The 17,473-nt window shown below is 34.9% G+C and carries 17 protein-coding genes; 2 read left to right on the top strand and 15 right to left on the bottom strand.

Features of this window, described 5'->3' with window-relative positions; translation table 11 throughout:
* Positions 1-28 precede the first annotated feature (28 nt).
* The 6 genes from BT156_RS18850 to BT156_RS18825 form a co-directional block, all read right to left on the bottom strand.
* Complete coding sequence (locus BT156_RS18850; protein WP_072412514.1) at positions 29-319, bottom strand: putative quinol monooxygenase; 291 nt, start codon at positions 317-319, stop codon at positions 29-31.
* A gap of 89 nt (positions 320-408) precedes the next feature.
* Positions 409-1,296 (bottom strand): sulfite exporter TauE/SafE family protein, encoded by an 888-nt coding sequence (locus BT156_RS18845; protein WP_072412485.1) that lies wholly within the window; start codon positions 1,294-1,296, stop codon positions 409-411.
* 1 nt (position 1,297) lies between these two features.
* The gene (locus BT156_RS18840; RefSeq protein ID WP_072412484.1) at positions 1,298-2,539 is read right to left on the bottom strand and encodes a sulfate adenylyltransferase subunit 1; all 1,242 of its coding nucleotides are present in this window, start codon (positions 2,537-2,539) and stop codon (positions 1,298-1,300) included.
* Between the two features lie 92 nt (positions 2,540-2,631).
* On the bottom strand, positions 2,632-3,540 hold the full coding sequence (gene cysD, locus BT156_RS18835; protein ID WP_072412483.1) for a sulfate adenylyltransferase subunit CysD: 909 nt from the start codon (positions 3,538-3,540) through the stop codon (positions 2,632-2,634).
* 21 nt (positions 3,541-3,561) lie between these two features.
* Complete coding sequence (locus tag BT156_RS18830) at positions 3,562-4,254, bottom strand: phosphoadenylyl-sulfate reductase (RefSeq protein WP_072412482.1); 693 nt, start codon at positions 4,252-4,254, stop codon at positions 3,562-3,564.
* An 88-nt stretch (positions 4,255-4,342) separates the two neighbouring features.
* Positions 4,343-4,750, bottom strand: a complete 408-nt coding sequence (locus tag BT156_RS18825; RefSeq protein WP_072412481.1) for an RrF2 family transcriptional regulator — start codon at positions 4,748-4,750, stop codon at positions 4,343-4,345.
* Positions 4,751-4,890: 140 nt separating this feature from the next.
* Here BT156_RS18825 and BT156_RS18820 point away from each other — a divergent pair, with 140 nt between their 5' ends.
* Positions 4,891-5,319 (top strand): DUF4268 domain-containing protein, encoded by a 429-nt coding sequence (locus BT156_RS18820; RefSeq protein WP_072412480.1) that lies wholly within the window; start codon positions 4,891-4,893, stop codon positions 5,317-5,319.
* Positions 5,320-5,634, top strand: coding sequence for a hypothetical protein (locus tag BT156_RS18815; protein WP_072412479.1), 315 nt, complete (start codon positions 5,320-5,322; stop codon positions 5,632-5,634). It abuts the gene before it with no gap.
* A gap of 115 nt (positions 5,635-5,749) precedes the next feature.
* On the opposite strand, the gene gldG is transcribed toward BT156_RS18815, so the two are convergent.
* From gldG to priA, 9 genes are all read right to left on the bottom strand, one after another.
* On the bottom strand, positions 5,750-7,417 hold the full coding sequence (gldG, locus tag BT156_RS18810; RefSeq protein ID WP_072412478.1) for a gliding motility-associated ABC transporter substrate-binding protein GldG: 1,668 nt from the start codon (positions 7,415-7,417) through the stop codon (positions 5,750-5,752).
* Between the two features lie 4 nt (positions 7,418-7,421).
* Positions 7,422-8,150: an ABC transporter permease gene (locus BT156_RS18805; protein ID WP_072412477.1), complete on the bottom strand. Its 729-nt coding sequence runs from the start codon at positions 8,148-8,150 to the stop codon at positions 7,422-7,424.
* 87 nt (positions 8,151-8,237) lie between these two features.
* Positions 8,238-8,789 (bottom strand): CopD family protein, encoded by a 552-nt coding sequence (locus tag BT156_RS18800; RefSeq protein ID WP_072412476.1) that lies wholly within the window; start codon positions 8,787-8,789, stop codon positions 8,238-8,240.
* A 10-nt stretch (positions 8,790-8,799) separates the two neighbouring features.
* Entirely contained in the window at positions 8,800-9,177 is a 378-nt protein-coding gene (locus BT156_RS18795) for a hypothetical protein (protein WP_083582405.1), read from the bottom strand.
* Positions 9,178-9,242: 65 nt separating this feature from the next.
* Complete coding sequence (locus BT156_RS18790) at positions 9,243-9,779, bottom strand: hypothetical protein (protein WP_072412474.1); 537 nt, start codon at positions 9,777-9,779, stop codon at positions 9,243-9,245.
* Between the two features lie 157 nt (positions 9,780-9,936).
* Positions 9,937-11,133 (bottom strand): glycine C-acetyltransferase, encoded by a 1,197-nt coding sequence (gene kbl / locus BT156_RS18785; RefSeq protein ID WP_072412473.1) that lies wholly within the window; start codon positions 11,131-11,133, stop codon positions 9,937-9,939.
* Between the two features lie 98 nt (positions 11,134-11,231).
* Positions 11,232-13,157: a M1 family metallopeptidase gene (locus tag BT156_RS18780; protein WP_072412472.1), complete on the bottom strand. Its 1,926-nt coding sequence runs from the start codon at positions 13,155-13,157 to the stop codon at positions 11,232-11,234.
* 86 nt (positions 13,158-13,243) lie between these two features.
* Positions 13,244-14,716: a D-alanyl-D-alanine carboxypeptidase/D-alanyl-D-alanine endopeptidase gene (gene dacB / locus BT156_RS18775; protein WP_072412471.1), complete on the bottom strand. Its 1,473-nt coding sequence runs from the start codon at positions 14,714-14,716 to the stop codon at positions 13,244-13,246.
* A 160-nt stretch (positions 14,717-14,876) separates the two neighbouring features.
* Positions 14,877-17,318, bottom strand: coding sequence for a replication restart helicase PriA (gene priA, locus BT156_RS18770; RefSeq protein ID WP_072412513.1), 2,442 nt, complete (start codon positions 17,316-17,318; stop codon positions 14,877-14,879).
* Positions 17,319-17,473: the final 155 nt, after the last annotated feature.

Below are 17,473 nucleotides of genomic sequence, written 5' to 3'. Positions count from 1 at the left end.
AACTATCCGCAAAATCTTTACAAATCTGCTACAAAATCTTGCGTCCTCTATATACCTGAGTTGAGCTTTCCAGCATTTTAGAAATATCTTTTCTGAAATTCAAAAGGTGATCCTGCCCGTTATGACGGCTCCAGTGTTCTTCGCTTTCCCATAATTCGACCATTAGAAAAGTTCCTTTATTGTCTTTATCTTCAACAAGATCATACTGCAGACAACCCTCTTCTTTTCTGGTTTCTCTTACCAAAGTTTGAAATAATTCTACCGCATCCATTAAGTAATTTTCATTCAACTTAAAAAGCGCAACAACGTGTAAATTCATGTTCTGTTTTTTATGGTGTAAAAGTAAAGTATTTTCAAAATTGAAATACATTTTTACCTATTTTATTTTTCCACAATCAACAGTTTTTTTTAACTGAAAACAGATTTATAAATTGTAATAGAACTCATCACAATCACCAAAGTTCCTATTACAATAAACATTTTTTTCACCGGAAGTTTCGCGGTAAGCATCGCCGAAAATGGCGCAGTGATAATTCCACCTATCAAAAGTCCTAAAATAATATTCCAATGTTGAATTCCTAATGTAAAAAAGAAAGTGACCGCAGCGGTTATGGTTAAAATAAATTTAGCAACCGTTGAACTTCCAACAGCAAATCTTGGCGTAAAAGCATTTTTAATTAAAGTTCCTGTCACTAAAGGTCCCCATCCCCCACCGGCAAAAGAATCTATAAAACCGCCAATTAATCCTAATCTTGTTAAGTTGGTTTTTCTTTTCAAAGCTTTATTTTGTTTAGGTTTAAAAGCATTTGACAAAATCTGGATTCCAAGATATAAGGTATAAAAAGCGATAACGGTTTTAGTAATTTTTGAATAATATTCGCCAACATACGTCAGACTTAAAGCTCCGATAACTGCTCCGATGATCGCTGGAATTGCTAACTTTTTAACCAGACTTTTGCTTACATTTTTAAGCTTAATATGACTTACACTTCCCGCAGCCGTTGTAAAACTTTCGGCAGAATGAATACTTGCACTCACAATATGCGGCGGAATATTCAGAAATAAAAGCGTCGTCGTACAGATCACGCCATAGCCCATCCCCATTGATCCGGCTACAATTTCAGCCACAACACCAACTAAAAGCATCCAGTAAAAAATATGATTATCCTTTTCTAAAATGGTTAAAAGTTCGTCCAGGTAACCAAATTCATACATGGAAAAAACTGCAATAGCAACTATTACAGCGGTTATCAACAGGACATTTAACCTGATCTGAACTTTCCTGGAAATTACCATGTTATAAGATCATTACAGCTCCAACCGTTGAATTGCTTGTTTCGTCGATCAAAACAGCATTTCCGGTATCACGACTATCTTCAAAACTATCGAAAACCAAAGGGGAAGCCGTTTTCAAACGTACTTTTACCACTTCGTTAAGCTTAATACTTTCGTTAACCGGTGTTTTTTCAAGCGTATTAACATCTATTTTATATTCAATTTCTTTGATGATCGCTTTTAAAACTTTGCTTTTATGTTGAATGAAATATTTATTTCCTTCATTCAGTTCTTTTTTATCGAGCCAACAGACAACGGCTTCAATTTCATTTTCAACCTTTGGAAGATCGTCAGTTTTTACTAAAAAATCACCTCGGCTGATATCAATATCATCTTCAACATGTAAAACCGCAGGCTGATTGGTGAAAACAGATTCCACTTCTTTTCCGCCCGTTTCTATTTTTGAAATTTTGGTCTGAATATTTTGAGGAAGAACCGTAATATCATCCCCTTTTTTATACACTCCCGAAATTACTTCACCCGCATAACCTCTGTAATCATGCAACTCTTCAGTTTGGGGACGAATGACGTATTGCACCTGAAATCTAGGTTTTTCAACGTCTTTATCTTGATTAATTTCAACATTTTCAAGGAAATCCAGAAGTGTCGAACCACTATACCAACTCGTCTTTTCAGATTTTTCAACAATATTATCTCCATTGAATGCTGAGATCGGGAAATAATTCACATTCGGCAACCCTAATTTCTGAGCAACCAATTGATACTGCGATTTAATATCATTAAAAACTTCTTCAGAATAATCCACCAGATCCATTTTATTAATCGCAACGACTACATTTTTCATCTTTAACAATGAAGCAATGATTGAATGTCTTCTCGTTTGTTCGATTACACCTTGTCTTGCATCAATCAAAATCACGATCAGCTGCGAGTTTGAAGCTCCCGTAATCATATTTCTTGTGTATTGAATATGTCCCGGAGCATCCGCAATTATGAATTTTCTTTTCGGAGTCGAAAAATATCGGTAAGCAACGTCAATCGTTATTCCCTGTTCTCTTTCGGCCCTTAAACCGTCTGTAAGAATCGCAAGATCAATTCCGTCCTCGTTTTTATTTTTTGATTGTTTTTCCAACGCTTCAAGTTGGTCGATCAATATATTTTTGCTGTCGTACAAAAGTCTTCCGATCAACGTACTTTTTCCGTCGTCTACACTTCCCGCAGTGATGAATCTTAATATGTCCATATTTATTTTATTAATGATAATTGATCAATGATAAATCATTCCTTCTTTACGCATACCTAAAATCATTTATCAATTATATTTTATCATTTATGTTAAAAATATCCTCCTTTTTTTCTATCCTCCATTGCAGCTTCCGTCACTTTATCATCAATTCTCGTTTCGCCACGCTCAGAAATTTTGGAAGCAGTAATTTCTTTCACAACCTCATCTAAAGTCTCGGCAGAACTTTCAACCGCGGCAGTACAGGTCATATCGCCAACGGTTCTGTAACGAACTCTTTTATTGACAATGGTATCATTTTCATCAATTTGAATAAAATCGGAAACTGCAATTAATTGTCCGTCATATTCAATCACATCTCTGTCATGCGCAAAATAAATCGGTGGAAGCTGGATGTTTTCTTTTTTAAGATAGCTCCAAACATCAAGTTCTGTCCAATTGGAAATCGGAAAAACTCGTACATTTTCACTTTTATTGATTCTTCCGTTGTAGATGTTCCATAATTCCGGGCGTTGTAATTTGGGATCCCATTGACCAAATTCATCACGGACAGAGAAAAAACGTTCTTTTGCCCTGGCTTTTTCTTCATCCCTTCTCGCACCTCCGATACAGGCATCAAACTGAAATTCTTCAATCGTATCTAATAAAGTATGCGTTTGCAGCCAATTTCTGGAAGCGAATTTTCCTTTAGGTTCCGTTAAATTCTTTGCTTTAATGGTATCTTCAACCTTTCTTACAATTAATTCCGCGCCGATATTTTCTGCCAAATAATCTCTGAATTGCAGAGCTTCCGGAAAATTATGCCCTGTATCGATATGAACCAACGGAAACGGAATCTTCATCGGAGCAAAAGCCTTTCTCGCCAAATGCACCAATGTAATTGAATCTTTTCCGCCACTGAAAAGCAACGCAGGTTTTTCAAACTGAGCTGCAATTTCGCGCATAATGTAAATGCTTTCGGCTTCCAGTTGTTCCAGATAGTCTAGTTTATGTGTACTCATTTTTACTACTTAAAATTTAAATTAATGCGTATGCAGACCGCATTCTTTGTGTGAACTTTCCCACCACCAACGTCCTGCACGCGGATTTTCTCCTTCTTCGATCGCTCTTGTACAAGGCTGGCATCCAACACTGATGAACCCTTTTTTATGTAAAGACAATTCCTGAACTTTATGTTGATCTAAATAATCTAAAACATCCTGATATGACCAGTGAATCAGCGGATTGTATTTATATAATTTTCGGTCTTCATCCCATTCGATGATCGGCATATTTTCACGGTTTTCAGATTGTTCGGAACGAAGCCCTGTGATCCACACTTTTGCACCTTCCAGTGCACGGTTCAAAGGTTTTACTTTTCTGATAAAACAGCATTCTTTTCTATTTTCAACGGAATGATAGAAGGCATTGATCCCTTTTTCATTCACATATTTCTCCACATCAGAGCTTTCCGGAAAATAAACTTCTGTTTTTGCTTTATATTTTGAATTGTTGTTGGAAAGCAGTTCGTAATGCTCATAGAAAAGTCTTCCTGTATCTAATGTGAAAACTTTGATCGGTAATTTTTGACTAAAAATTACATCCGTAATGACCTGATCTTCCTGACCAAGCGATGTTGAGAAAACAACTCCTTCCGAGAATTTTTCTGAAATAAATTTCAATCCTTCCTCTACCGTAAACTGTTTTAGTGTATCTGCATCTTCTGTTGAAATCATATTTATTCATTTGAAGTCTTGCAAATATCTAATAAAATAATTATCCTACCAAATAAGTAGACTAATTATTCAAAAAAAATGGATCAGATCAATCGATCAAATCCAGTAAAGTTTTTTCTTCTAAAATTTTAAGTGATGCATCCCGAACTTCAATCAAAACATCATGCAAACTGCAGTGTTCTTCATTACAATCTTCACATTTTTCATAAAAATTTAAACTTACACAAGGTAAAAGCGCAATCGGGCCATTCACTAAACGAATGATTTTTGCAAGCTTTACAGTTTCAGGATGATCCCGTAAAAAATACCCGCCTCCTTTTCCTTTTTTACTATCAAGGACATCGGCTTTTTTTAATTCAAGCAAAATGTTTTCCAGAAATTTTAATGGAATTTTTTTACGTTCCGCAATTTCGGAAATAAGAACAGGGCCGTCATTTCTTTTTTCTACAAGATATGAAAGCGCCTTAAAAGCATATTGAGATTTTTTAGATAGCATTACAGCAAAAATAAGAAAATAGTTTGAGATGTGTAATAGTAAGGTTGGAAGTTCGAAGATGGGAGCTGGAAGCCGATACGGATGATAAAACTCTAAATTCTTCTTTCTGTCTTCCAACTAAAAATCACTAAATTTGCTCCATGTTCAGTAAACAAGAGGCACAACAAATAAAAAAAGACTTTTGGACCGCTTTTGGGAAATCATTTCCAAGAAAATGGCTGTTGTATAATACCAAGGTTAAGGATTTTTCATTCAAATTCAATGCAGACAGTAAAAAAGCAGAAGTTTCTTTAGATATAGAAATGAAAGATGAGATTTTCAGAAATGCCTATTATGAAAAGATCTGGTCGTTGGAAGATATTCTGAAAGATTTTATTGGAGATTTTCAAAAGGAAGAATATTTTACTTTAGAAAACGGAAAGGTTATCGCTAAAATCTGGGTTGAAAAACACAACGTTTCTGTTTTCAATAAAAATACATGGCAGGAAATTTTTGAATTCTTTGTAGAAAAAATGGACGGCTTTGAAAGGTTTTATTATGAATATGAGGATTTTATAAAGGATGTTTAAATGAAAATCAGATATTGCTGGAGATGCAGAATGGAAGTTCCTATGCTCGATAAAGAAGAAAGTGAAATTGCTTCAAAGCTTTATGCAGAAGGTTTTCAGGAATTTAAAAGGTCAAAAAAAGTTCCTCTCAAGGAAAACTTTACAAAACTTCTGGATTATTATAATGAATTAACAGGTTTTGGAGAAACTGAACCTAATGCTATCCTACATCATATTATTGATTTATATGGCCCTGATTGTGAAAACTGTGGAAAACCTTACAGAACAAATGAAGTTACTTTTTGTCCAAAATGTGGTAACAAAAGGCAATTTTAATTAAAATTTAACCATAAACTCAAACATCCGTTTAAAATTTTTCGCATTTTAATTGAATATATATTTATTTACAATAAAAAAAGAGAAACCTTCCAGTTTCTCTTTTCAATTTTATTTATCCAAACTTCTTCTTCCTCAACCAGAAGAACAATCCTCCTAACAATCCGATAATTGCTAAAGGAAGCAACAGATTCAACCACTGCCAATTGCCTTTTTCTTCCGTAATTCTTTGTCGGTCAAGAAGTCTTTCTTCAATGTTTCTGTTTCTTAATTCCATAAGATTGCTGTCGTCTAAAAGATAATCTAAAGCATTTCTTAAAAACTGTTCGTTTCCGAATTGTTCATTCGTCATCAGGTCAACGCCTAAAGGTAAAGGTTCGCCTTTAATCACTTTATTTCTTCCGATATCACCGTCTGCAATGACGATCATTTTGTTTTCAGGGCTTTGTGCTTTAAATCCGGGATACGATTTTCTTTCAATTCTAGATCCGTAAGCAGAAGTGAACTTCCCTTCCAATGCAACAGCATAAATTTTCGGAGTACTTGGTTTTTCCATTTGCCCAAGACTGTCTACGCTTGCAATTTCTTTCAGATCAACATAGTTTGGAACTTGCTTTAATAAAGTTCTTTCACTCGATTCAAAAAGAATATTAGTCTTAATATTTTTTCTTCCTAACGTATCAATTGATGTCGGGAATTCAAATTTTACAGGATTGATGTTTTTAGTGATCGGATTATTGTGTTCAGCAATTCCAAGAGGATAATACGGCCACGGAAGGCTTGTGTATTGCGGGTTTCCGCTTACTTCTCCTGTTACCAATTTCAACAAAGCGAATTTCTTCAAATCTTTTACCAAAGCAGGATTGATTCTCAGTCCGTAATTGAAAAAGAAATCCGTCATATTAACATCCACAGGGAAAGGCATTACTTTTTGAGACCTCATCAAAGTATCCATTTCGGCGTTCACAGCATCGATCATCCATAAAGTTTTTCCGCCATTCATGATGTATTGATCAAGAATTACCTTTTCTCCATCAGTAAATGCTTTTCTAGGTTTTGCAATCACCAGGGCGCTCATCTGTTTCAATAAAGGAACATCAGCAACAGTCAATTCAACCTGATTTTTAGGAATCACAGGCCCTGCATCATAGCTTTCAGAGGCTAATTCCATAAAACCATGAAATTCACGCGGATTTAATTCATCCTGATTCACCAGGATTCCAATCTTTTTTCTTTTATCGGCTGCAATATTTTTGATATTTGAAACGAGATTATATTCAAGATTTTCAATGGATTTCGTCAGTTGCTCGTCTGCGTTGATATTTGCCTGCTGTACCACCAACGGAATAGAAACTCCCCTTTTGTTATATTTGATCACCGCATACGGGAAAAGCATGATCTGAGAAACCTTGCCGTCTTTGATGTCCGGAAGTACAGAAGGCTGCATTCCCATTGCCATCAACGTGTCCTGAGACATTTTGGTTTTAATAGGATCAATGAATTTAAAATCTATGTTTGAATTGATCTTTCTGAATTCTTCCAGCATAAATTTCGTTTCGCCCTGAAGCTGTTTGAAACTTGCGGGAAAATCACCCTCCAAATACACATCAACTGTCAATGGTTTCTTTACTGATTTCAATACTTTAATCGTATTCTCAGAAAGAGTGTATCTTTTTTCTTTTGTTAAATCTAATCTGATCCCGGAAATTGCCAGAATAATGACTAAGGGTAAAATAACAAAAAGTAAAATTCCTAATGGAGATTTAAATTGTATCTTCTTCATAATTCTACTTCTTTTTATTGATAAAATGATTAGACAAGGCGAGCGTAAGCCCAATGATAAAAACAAAATAGGCTACATCCTTGAAATCGATAAGACCTCTTGTGAAACCTAAAAAGTGCTGATAAAAACCAACATTCTGCAAGATGAAATCTGCTCCGCCCAATAATTTATAACTTGCCAACTGCTCGATCCCGAAATACATGATGAAACACATAAAAACACCCAACAGATAAGCCATGATTTGATTTTGAGAAAGTGAAGACGCTAAAATTCCAACGCCTGAAAAAGCGGCGATCAAAATAATCATTCCAATATAACTTCCGAAGGTCATTCCAAGGTCGATATTTCCGGCAGGAACACCCAAAACATAGACTGTATAAAGGTAAATTAATGAAGGAATCAAACACAAGATCCCAACTATCCAAACGGAAAGAAATTTTCCAAGAACTAAATCTGAAACTTTCAACGGTTGAGAAAACAGCCAGTTTAATGTCCCTGTCTGCTGTTCTTCCGCAAAAGTTTTCATAGACAATGCCGGAATGATAAACATCAACAGCCACGGCACCAACACAAAATAGCTTTGTAGAGAAGCCATTCCGATATCGAAAATATTAAAATCGTTATCGAAAAAAAACAGAAAAAGAGTCGCTATCAAACTGAAAGCCGCAATGATGATCCACGCGCTCCAATTCCCAAAGTAACTCCAAAGTTCTTTCTTAAAAATTGCAATCATAGTTTTATTTAGGGTTTAGGTAATAGGGTTTAGGAATCAGGTATTGGAAAAATTCACAATTGACCATTCGCTATTCACCATTAGCTATTATTTCTTTTTTTTGCTCTTATTAACCAACTTAACGGTCATCATAATTAAAAATACCAGAGCGAAAAATCCGGCAATTAATTGCCACCAGTATTCAATCGCCATTGATTTTAAGATGACTGTGAAAACCACCAGAAACAAAATAAAGGTTGCGATCTCATTCGCCTGTCTTAGTTTTATATTGGCTGTTTCTAATGTATTCCCGTTCAGTTCTTTTAATTGTAAAACTTTTTTCCAGCACCAATAATGATAAATTGCCAGACCGATCAGAAAGGTTAATTTTAAATGAAACCAGGACATTTTCATTAAACCCGGGTTCAAAAAGATCATCACCAATCCGCACACCGTCATAATAACACCTGCAGGAACGGTAATAATATTCCATAATCTGCGAGCCATGAAAGTGTATTGTTCTCTTAAGATCCTCTTCTTTTCTTCGGAAAATTCATCGGTATCTTTATAGTAAACGAAAATCCTTACGAGATAAAAAATTCCCGCAAAATAACTTACCATAAAAATGATATGTAAAGCTTTTATTATTGTATAAAGCATTCTAAACGTTCTATTTTATATAGGAAATACTATCGGCTTTTTTACCCTGTTCATATATTTTCATGTACAACAGTTTTCCTTGATCATTATAATATTTCCATTCTCCAAAGTAATACCAGTGGCGTTCAGTTTTAGAAATATCTAACTTTGTCTGCCCTCTTTCCATGATATTTCCATTGGAATAATATTTTTTAGTCCTTGTGATATCTTTTCTGACTTTATCTTTCTGATACATCTTTTTATCAAGAAATGTCTTCCAAGTTCCACCCTTTTCTCCTAGTTTATATTTTCCTATAGCAACAAGAGTTCCTTCATCAGCAGAATATTCTTCTCTCCACTTTCCGTCTCTCTTATTCAAATTATTCTGATCTTTTACGTATTGATTCATTTTAGTTTTACATGAAACTAAAACGAAACAACTTATTAAAATCAAAACCCTTATTTTCATATATATTATTCAGCTACAGAATCAGCAACCTCAGTAATGATAGATTCATTAGGCTTTAATTGTATTCTTTTTGCCCCTAATTTCGTGTAATACTTTTCCAATTTATTTAAGTGATCTTCGCTCGTTTCTTTTCCCTCTACATGCAAACTGTAATCACTCCAGATGCGAATGAAAAATAGATCTTTCACTAGAACTCTGTAATTCGATTGCTCGAAAGTTTGAGCAAGGTAAGCATCAAGATCGTCTTTAGTTTTAAATTCATTTATAATAACTCCACCATCACCTCTTTCTCCATTATTATAAATAAAGGCATATAATTTCTTGATCGAAGAACCAACTTCCTTTTCCTCAATTTTAGAAATAACATCGGGATTATCCGTCACAAAAGGGATCTGAGTGATCCCGATGTCTTTCATTTCCTTATTTATTTTAGCAGGTTTCATGCCTTGCAGTTCAACATTTTTAAGATCAAGATCCATAATATTTTGTGCAAAGAAGCTCTGAAAACAAACAAAACCAATAACCAGCAATATTTTTTTCATAACCTGCTTTTTAAATTTTAATAATTAAGAAATTTTTGATTGTCTGCTTTTAATGCTCATATTGTTTAACGCAAAGGTCGCAAAGTTTTTTGCAAATAAGTTCGCTTATTTTTAAGTTCATAAAGATTTTTCAACAATATAAAATTGCTAATAATCATTAAGAAATAACTCCTAGTTCTTTTCCTACTTTCTCAAAAGCAACGATTGCCTTATCCAAATGCGCTCTTGTATGCGCTGCAGAAAGCTGAACTCTGATTCTTGCTTTTCCTTTTGGTACAACCGGATAGAAGAATCCGATTACGTAAATTCCTTCATCCATTAATTTTTCGGCCATTTTTTGAGCTAATGGAGCATCATACAACATTACAGGAACGATTGCAGCATCACCATCAGGAATATCAAAACCTTTAGCTTTCATTTCTGCTCTGAAATATTCTGCATTTTCCATTACCTGATCACGAAGAGAGGTGTCGTCTGAGATCATTTCCAATACTTTCAAAGCAGCACCTACGATTCCCGGAGCCAATGAGTTTGAAAATAAATATGGCCTTGAACGTTGTCTCAACATATCAATAATCTCTTTTTTACCGGAAGTAAATCCGCCCAAAGCACCACCCAAAGCCTTTCCTAGCGTAGAAGTTATAATATCTACTCTACCCATTACTTCGTTGGCTTCATGAGTTCCACGACCTGTTTTTCCGATGAAACCTGTTGCGTGAGAGTCGTCAACCATCACTAAAGCATCATATTTATCCGCCAAGTCGCAAACTCCTTTCAAGTCTGCAACAATTCCGTCCATTGAAAAAACGCCGTCTGTTACAATAATTTTGAAACGGTGATTCTTTTCAGAAGCAGCAATTAACTGCGCTTCCAGATCAGCCATATTATTATTTTTGTAACGGTATCTTGCCGCTTTACAAAGACGAACACCGTCAATGATTGAAGCGTGGTTCAATTCATCTGAAATAATAGCATCTTCTTCTGTGAATAAAGGTTCGAAAACACCTCCGTTTGCATCGAAACATGCAGCATATAAAATAGTATCTTCAAGGCCTAAGAATTCAGCAATTTTTTCTTCCAATTGCTTGTGAATATCCTGAGTCCCACAGATGAAACGTACAGAAGACATCCCGTAACCATGAGATCCTATCATGTCCTGAGACGCTTTCATCACTTCCGGATTGTTTGATAATCCCAAATAATTGTTGGCACAGAAGTTCAACAGCTTTTTTCCGTTGGCTTCAATTTCCGCACTTTGTTGAGAAGTAATGATTCTTTCTCTTTTGTAAAGTCCGTCATTCTCAATATTCTTAAGCTCATCCTGTAAATTTTGAAGATATTTTTCAGAGATCATTTTTAGTAATTTTTTAGATGCGCTAATTTAAGAAAAAAAGCCATTTCATTATTATGAAACAGCTTTGTTATTTATAGATTCGGAAAATAAATTTTATTTTAATGCTTAATAAATTTAATATTCTTTTCTTTTATCGTAAATATATAAGTTCCGGGAACCAATTCTGAAATATTAATAGCTTTATTAGGCTGATAAGTATCTTTTCTCACTAATTTTCCATCTACAAAATGGATTGTGAAATCTGTTGGCTTGTCAATTCCTTTTAAATACAATTCGTTCTTCGCAGGATTTGGATATAATGAGAATTTATCAATGTTAAGATCTGCTGTAGACAACGTATTATCTTGTGTTACCGTAGAATTCCTCTCCAATATCTGATATTCATAATTGAACTGAACACTTGCTATCGGAAAAGTAACAGATTGTGTAAAATATTGATTGTTTGTTGTATTATTTAAAGCAAAATAAGCTGTTTCACCTCCTGTTCCTGTTACTTTTATAGGCAAAGGCATTTCAAAAAAGCTTACTGTAGGGCTACTTTGTGTTTGCGACGCTCTCAATGTCACCTGATTTCCAACCTGTCTCCATTTGATGTCATACGTAGGATATCCTTCTCCGTAAATCCAATCGTTAAAAAATTCTGTAAAATCTTTTCCTGTAGATTGTAATAAAGAGGCACTCAAATCTGGTGTTTTCGCATAATTATACGCTAAATTCGGTCTTGCGTGATAATCTTTCAAGGCCTGATAAAAAACGGTATCCCCTAAAATCCATTTGATCATTCTTACAACATATCCACCTTTTGCGTATGACAATCTTCCACTGAAAATATCTCCTATATTTCCTAATTTCGAATCCGGAACATACGTACTTCCACCTGTTGCACTGGTAATATAATCTTTCTGACCAGACAAATAATTCATAAACTGAGTATTCGTCATTAATAATTTTTCATTAGCCAAATGCTCACCAAATGTTGCAAAACCTTCGTTCAGCCAAATATCATTCCATGCACCGCAGGTTACTTTATCTCCGAACCATTGATGAGCAAGCTCGTGCGCAATGACTATTTTACTCCAGCCACTCATAGAAGACATCGTCTGATGCTCCATACAGGTACCTCCATACTGAAACTCCATATGGCCGTATTTTTCATTTCTGAAAGGATATAATCCAAAATAAGTTTCAAAAGTATTCATGATTTGCTTCGTCCAATCAATATCAGCCATAATAGACGGATTGCTGGCGGAAGTAGGATACAAATAATTTACAAAAGGAAAAGGCGGATTTCCCATTGTATCGTTCAATTTAACAAAATTAGTGATCGAAAGAGCAACCAAATAAGCCGATGTTGGGTACATTGTTCTCCAGAATGTCAATTTTTGACCACCTGAAAGCGCTGTTTCTGACATTAATTTTCCATTGGCAGCCACGCTATATTGAGAAGGTGTTGTAATTTTAAAATCAAACCTGTCAATTTTATCATTCATACTTTGCTTGGTCGGGAACCAGTCTTGTGCGCCGTAAGGTTCATTTAATGTTGAAAGAATTGGCGTTCCGTTTTGAGAACCCGTTGCAAAAGCGTTATTATTCGTTGCAGGAGGCCCTGCATATTGTATCGTTAAAGAATCCAGAACATTAGCAGGAAGAGTAGATTGAAAATCAATTTTCAGTTCCTTTGTGGGAAGTTGTTGAAAAACAAGATTTGTTCCGTGATACTGAACCTGAGAAACCGTTAAAGTATTAGCCAAATCAAAATAGATACTGCTCATACTTTGAGTCGGCTTAAAATGGGAAGTTACCGAACCCGAAATATTATACACAGTTGGATTTAAAGTAACATCCATTCTCTGATACTGCAGATCGTAATTTAAAGTATTAGGATTTATATTGTAAGCAGTCATTTTACTCGCAAAAGATTTAGCTTCCTTTGCAATTAAACCTTTCATTTCTATATTCTGATTCTGGCTATAGAATTGCTGGAAGGCTAAAGCATACAAAACTAACAGATAAAATTTTTTCATATTCAGTTTATTACAATATCAAAGATAAAAAAAACCTTCTAATCATTGATTAAAAGGTTCTTATATTATTTAAAATAGGAATATTTTTAAAGATCTAATGCCGGCTCAAGAATTTTTTCCATTCTTTTCTTCACCATATCTACAGATCCTGAATAATTATTAACTAATAACGAAAATACTAAAGTCTTACCTGAGTTTGTTTTCATATATCCAGCTAAAGCTTTTACTTTATTTAACGTTCCTGTCTTCGCAAAGATCTGTCCGTTTCCTGTTCCTACGAACATTCTTTTCAACGTTCCTGACTGTCCTCCGATCGGTAATGAAGTTAAATAAGTCTTATAATATTTTTCATCCATTAAAGATGTTAAATATTTAACCTGAGAAATCGGCGTTACATTATTGCTTCTTGAAAGTCCGCTACCATCGATGTAATTTAATCCCATCATATCAAATCCTTCTGCTTTCAAGTGATTGGTTACTACTACTCTGCCAGATTCAGAAGTCTGATCACCCTTACTCTGGAAACCTACAGTTTTCAATAAAGCCTCAGCTAAAGAATTATCACTGTGCTGATTTGTATAATAAATAATATCACCTAACGTCGGAGATTTGTACGCTGAAACCAATTTTCGGCTTTCAGGATTGGCATCAGTCATTTTTGGAGTTACTTTTCCAGTAATGCCTATTCCACTTTTTACCATTGTAGCTCTCAAAGTATTTGCCAAATAAGCTGGTGCATCGGGTAATTTTGTCGTTAAAATTCCGTCGCCTTCGTATTTATCGGCAAAAACCATTTGGCTGTTGTAAGGAGAAACATAAAAATATTTCTTCTCTCCTGAGAAGCTGTTTCCTTTTTTAACGATCAGTTTTTCGTTGGCAGGATTTATTTCACGAGTTGTACCAACCGGCAAGTAGTAATTATTGTTCTCTAACCAAACAACATTTTCCGGAAGTCTCGAAATGTTACCTTTGAAAAGCGCTGTCTGAATAATAATATCACCATTTACCTTTTTGATTCCCTCACGAGACATCCCACTGATGAAGTCTGAAATAATATCCCTGTAAGAATAAGCTCCGGCTTTATTTGTCCCCAAAGACGGGTCACCACTGCCTACAACATACAGATTTCCATTTAAAACTCCATTTTCGTCAATATTTCCTGAATATTCCAACTGAGTCATCCAACGATAATTTTCACCCAACAGGTTCAAAGCTGTTTCGGTGGTTAATAATTTCGTTGTAGACGCCGGAACCAGAGGAGTATTTTCGTTGTACGAAGAAATTATCTTCTTCGTTTTCGGGTCATACACTACAAATCCCCAAGTTGCATTTTTCAGCACAGGATCTGCCATCATTGTGTTTACATTAATATCTACAAGTTCTTTGGCCGACAAAACCGTTTTCTCCACAACCGAAGTAATGGGAGAAGGCAAGTTTAAACTACTCTTTTGATTGTCGTAAGCCTGAGAATAAAGAACGGTAGAAACAGTAGATTGAGCGAGGAATAAACCAGAAGCCAATACTGCAGCACTTGAAACATATTTTCTGAAATTTACCATCTATTTTGTTTTTGTTTCTTATCTGATTCCTATAAAAACGATTTGTTAAAAATCATTCAATATAAGACTCAAACATTTAATCAACGTCCAAAAGTAGAAATTATTGTCATAGGTTGGGCTTTTTTTGGTGATAAAAGACCGTAAATTATGTTAAAAATTGTTAAAAGTCCACTAAAACGTCTTTTTTAATGCTTTGGTAAGCAGTGATTTCGTCAAATTCTTTCAAACTTAGCAAAACCATCGCCTTGAATTTTTCATAGTTTTTCCCTCTCGGAAGCTTCAGCATAATTTGGAATTGATAGAGATTATTCAATCTTGCGATCTGCGCTCTTTCTGGACCTAAAACACAGTCTTCCGGAAGATATTTTCTTAAAATAGAGCCTAAAAACTGTGAAGCACGGTCTACTTTATCTTCTCTCCTGTGTTTCATCTCAATCATAATCAGCTTTGTGAAAGGTGGATAATGGAATTTCTGACGTTCTGTGAGGAAATATTTATAGATCTTAGCCGTATTATTCATTTTAATCAACTGAAAAACAGAATGATCCGGATTATAAGTCTGAATTAAAATCTTACCTTTTCCGGAAACTCTTCCCGCTCTTCCTGAAACCTGAGTAATCAACTGATATGCTCTTTCCTCCGCTCTGAAATCCTGAACATATAATAAGGAATCCGCCTTTGGAATTCCTACCAATTCTATATGATCAAAATCTAACCCTTTGGAAATCATCTGAGTACCAACCACAATGTCAGTTTCCCGGTCTTCAATCTTTTCGTATAATTTTTCGTACGCAAATTTCTTGCGCATAGAATCTACATCCATTCGGTCTACTTCATTTTCAGGGAAAATTTTAGAGATTTCTTCGTGAATCTGTTCTACACCAACTCCTTTTTCATTCAGTTTTTCAGAGTGACATTTTGGGCAGGCTTTCGGTTTCGATGCTCTTTGGCCACAATAATGACATTTCATCTCATTCGCTGCCTTGTGGTACGTCATTACAACATCGCAGTTGGAGCAGTAATTAACGTAACCACAGCTTTCACATTCAATAACATTGGCATAACCACGGCGATTGTGAAGAATGATAGCCTGATTTTTATCGTCTAATGTTCTCTGGAGTTCTTCAATTAATTGTAAGGAAAAATTTCCTGTTACTTTTTTAGAATCCTGAGCTTCCTTAAAATTAATTAACTCAAATTCAGGTAAGTTGACATTTCCGAATCGTTCTGTCAGGAAAATATACTTCATTTTCCCTTTTCTTGCCCGATAATAACTTTCAACAGACGGTGTTGCAGATCCTAAAATCACTCTTGCATCATAAAAATTCGCCAAAACCAGCGCCGAATCTTTACCATTAAAATAAGGAGTAAACTGTTTATAAGCAGAATCGTGTTCTTCATCAACAATAATTAATCCTAAATTTTGGTATGGTAAAAACAATGAATTTCGCGTTCCGATAAGAATTCGGATATCGTTTTGTTTGATTCTTCTCCAAACTTCTACACGCTCAAAATCAGTCAGTTTCTGATGATAAAAACCTATTTGTCGCCCATATTTTTTTTCTAATCTTTGAGTGATTTGCTTGGTTAAAGAGATTTCAGGAAGTAAGAACAATACATTTTTTCCTTCATTGATGCACTCTTCAATTTTATCTAAATAAATGTGGGTCTTTCCGGAAGAAGTAACGCCGTGAAGCAAAACATTTTCTTTCGCTTCAAATGCTTCATCAACCTCAGCTTTTGCAATTTTTTGCAGTTCAGAAAGTTCTTCAATCTCTTCAATTTCGCCTTCATAGCCTTCGATTCGATCTTTCTGCATGTAATATTCTTCAATCAGATTTTTATCTGCTAAAGATTTGAAATGCGAACTTCCAAAATTGCCATCTGCAAACAAGTCGGATTTCTTTATAAAACCTGATGGATCTTCAGTCTGCTTATCTAAAATAATAAGAAAAAGATCTTTTTGCTTTGGAGCTTTGTTCAGCTTTGAAAGGATTTCCGTAAGATTTTGATTATTTAAAACCGATTGATTAATCCTTACATAAGCAACTTCCTTTGCTTTGTATTTTTCCGTTATTTTTTCATCAATTTCAATGTATTGAAGATCAATCAGAGAATTGATGGTTTTAATTATATCTTTTTTTTGAATGAAAGCCTCAATATCCGTAAGATTGATGAGCTGTCTTACTTCTAAGGCCTGAATGAGATACATTTCATTCACATCCAGGTTTTCAAAATCAACCGTTACGTTTGGTCTTAATTTTAAATAGGTTTCACTTTCCAATTTCAAAGAAGAAGGAAATGCGAAACGATAAATCTCGCCAAGACCGCATAAATAATAGTCGGCAAGCCAATTCCAGAAGTTAATCTGCTCTTTCGGTAAAATTGGAGCATCATCCAAAAGACTTATTACTTCTTTGGCAACAAAATTTTCCGGTTCGTTGTCATGAAGCTCAAATACAAGTCCAGTATAAATTTTCTTCCCGCCAAAAGGAACCAGCACACGCATTCCGGTCTGAATTTCAGACATCAGCTCTTCAGGAACTTTATAGGTGAAAGAACCTTTTAAATTTAACGGTAAAACAATCTGGGCGTATCGCAAGGGAAAATATTTAAAGTGTAAAATTAAATGTTTCTTTAGAGAACTGCAATTTTTTGTTGGAGTCATTGCGAGGAGCGAAGCGACGAAGCAATCTCGACTAAGAAACAATGTTTAATTTTTTTTTAATCTTAATGGCTATAAAATTGAAACATTAA

Origin of the sequence: Chryseobacterium limigenitum (assembly GCF_900114875.1) — a bacterium.
Lineage (GTDB): Bacteria > Bacteroidota > Bacteroidia > Flavobacteriales > Weeksellaceae > Chryseobacterium > Chryseobacterium limigenitum.
This window is presented reverse-complemented; position numbering and strand designations above follow the sequence as displayed.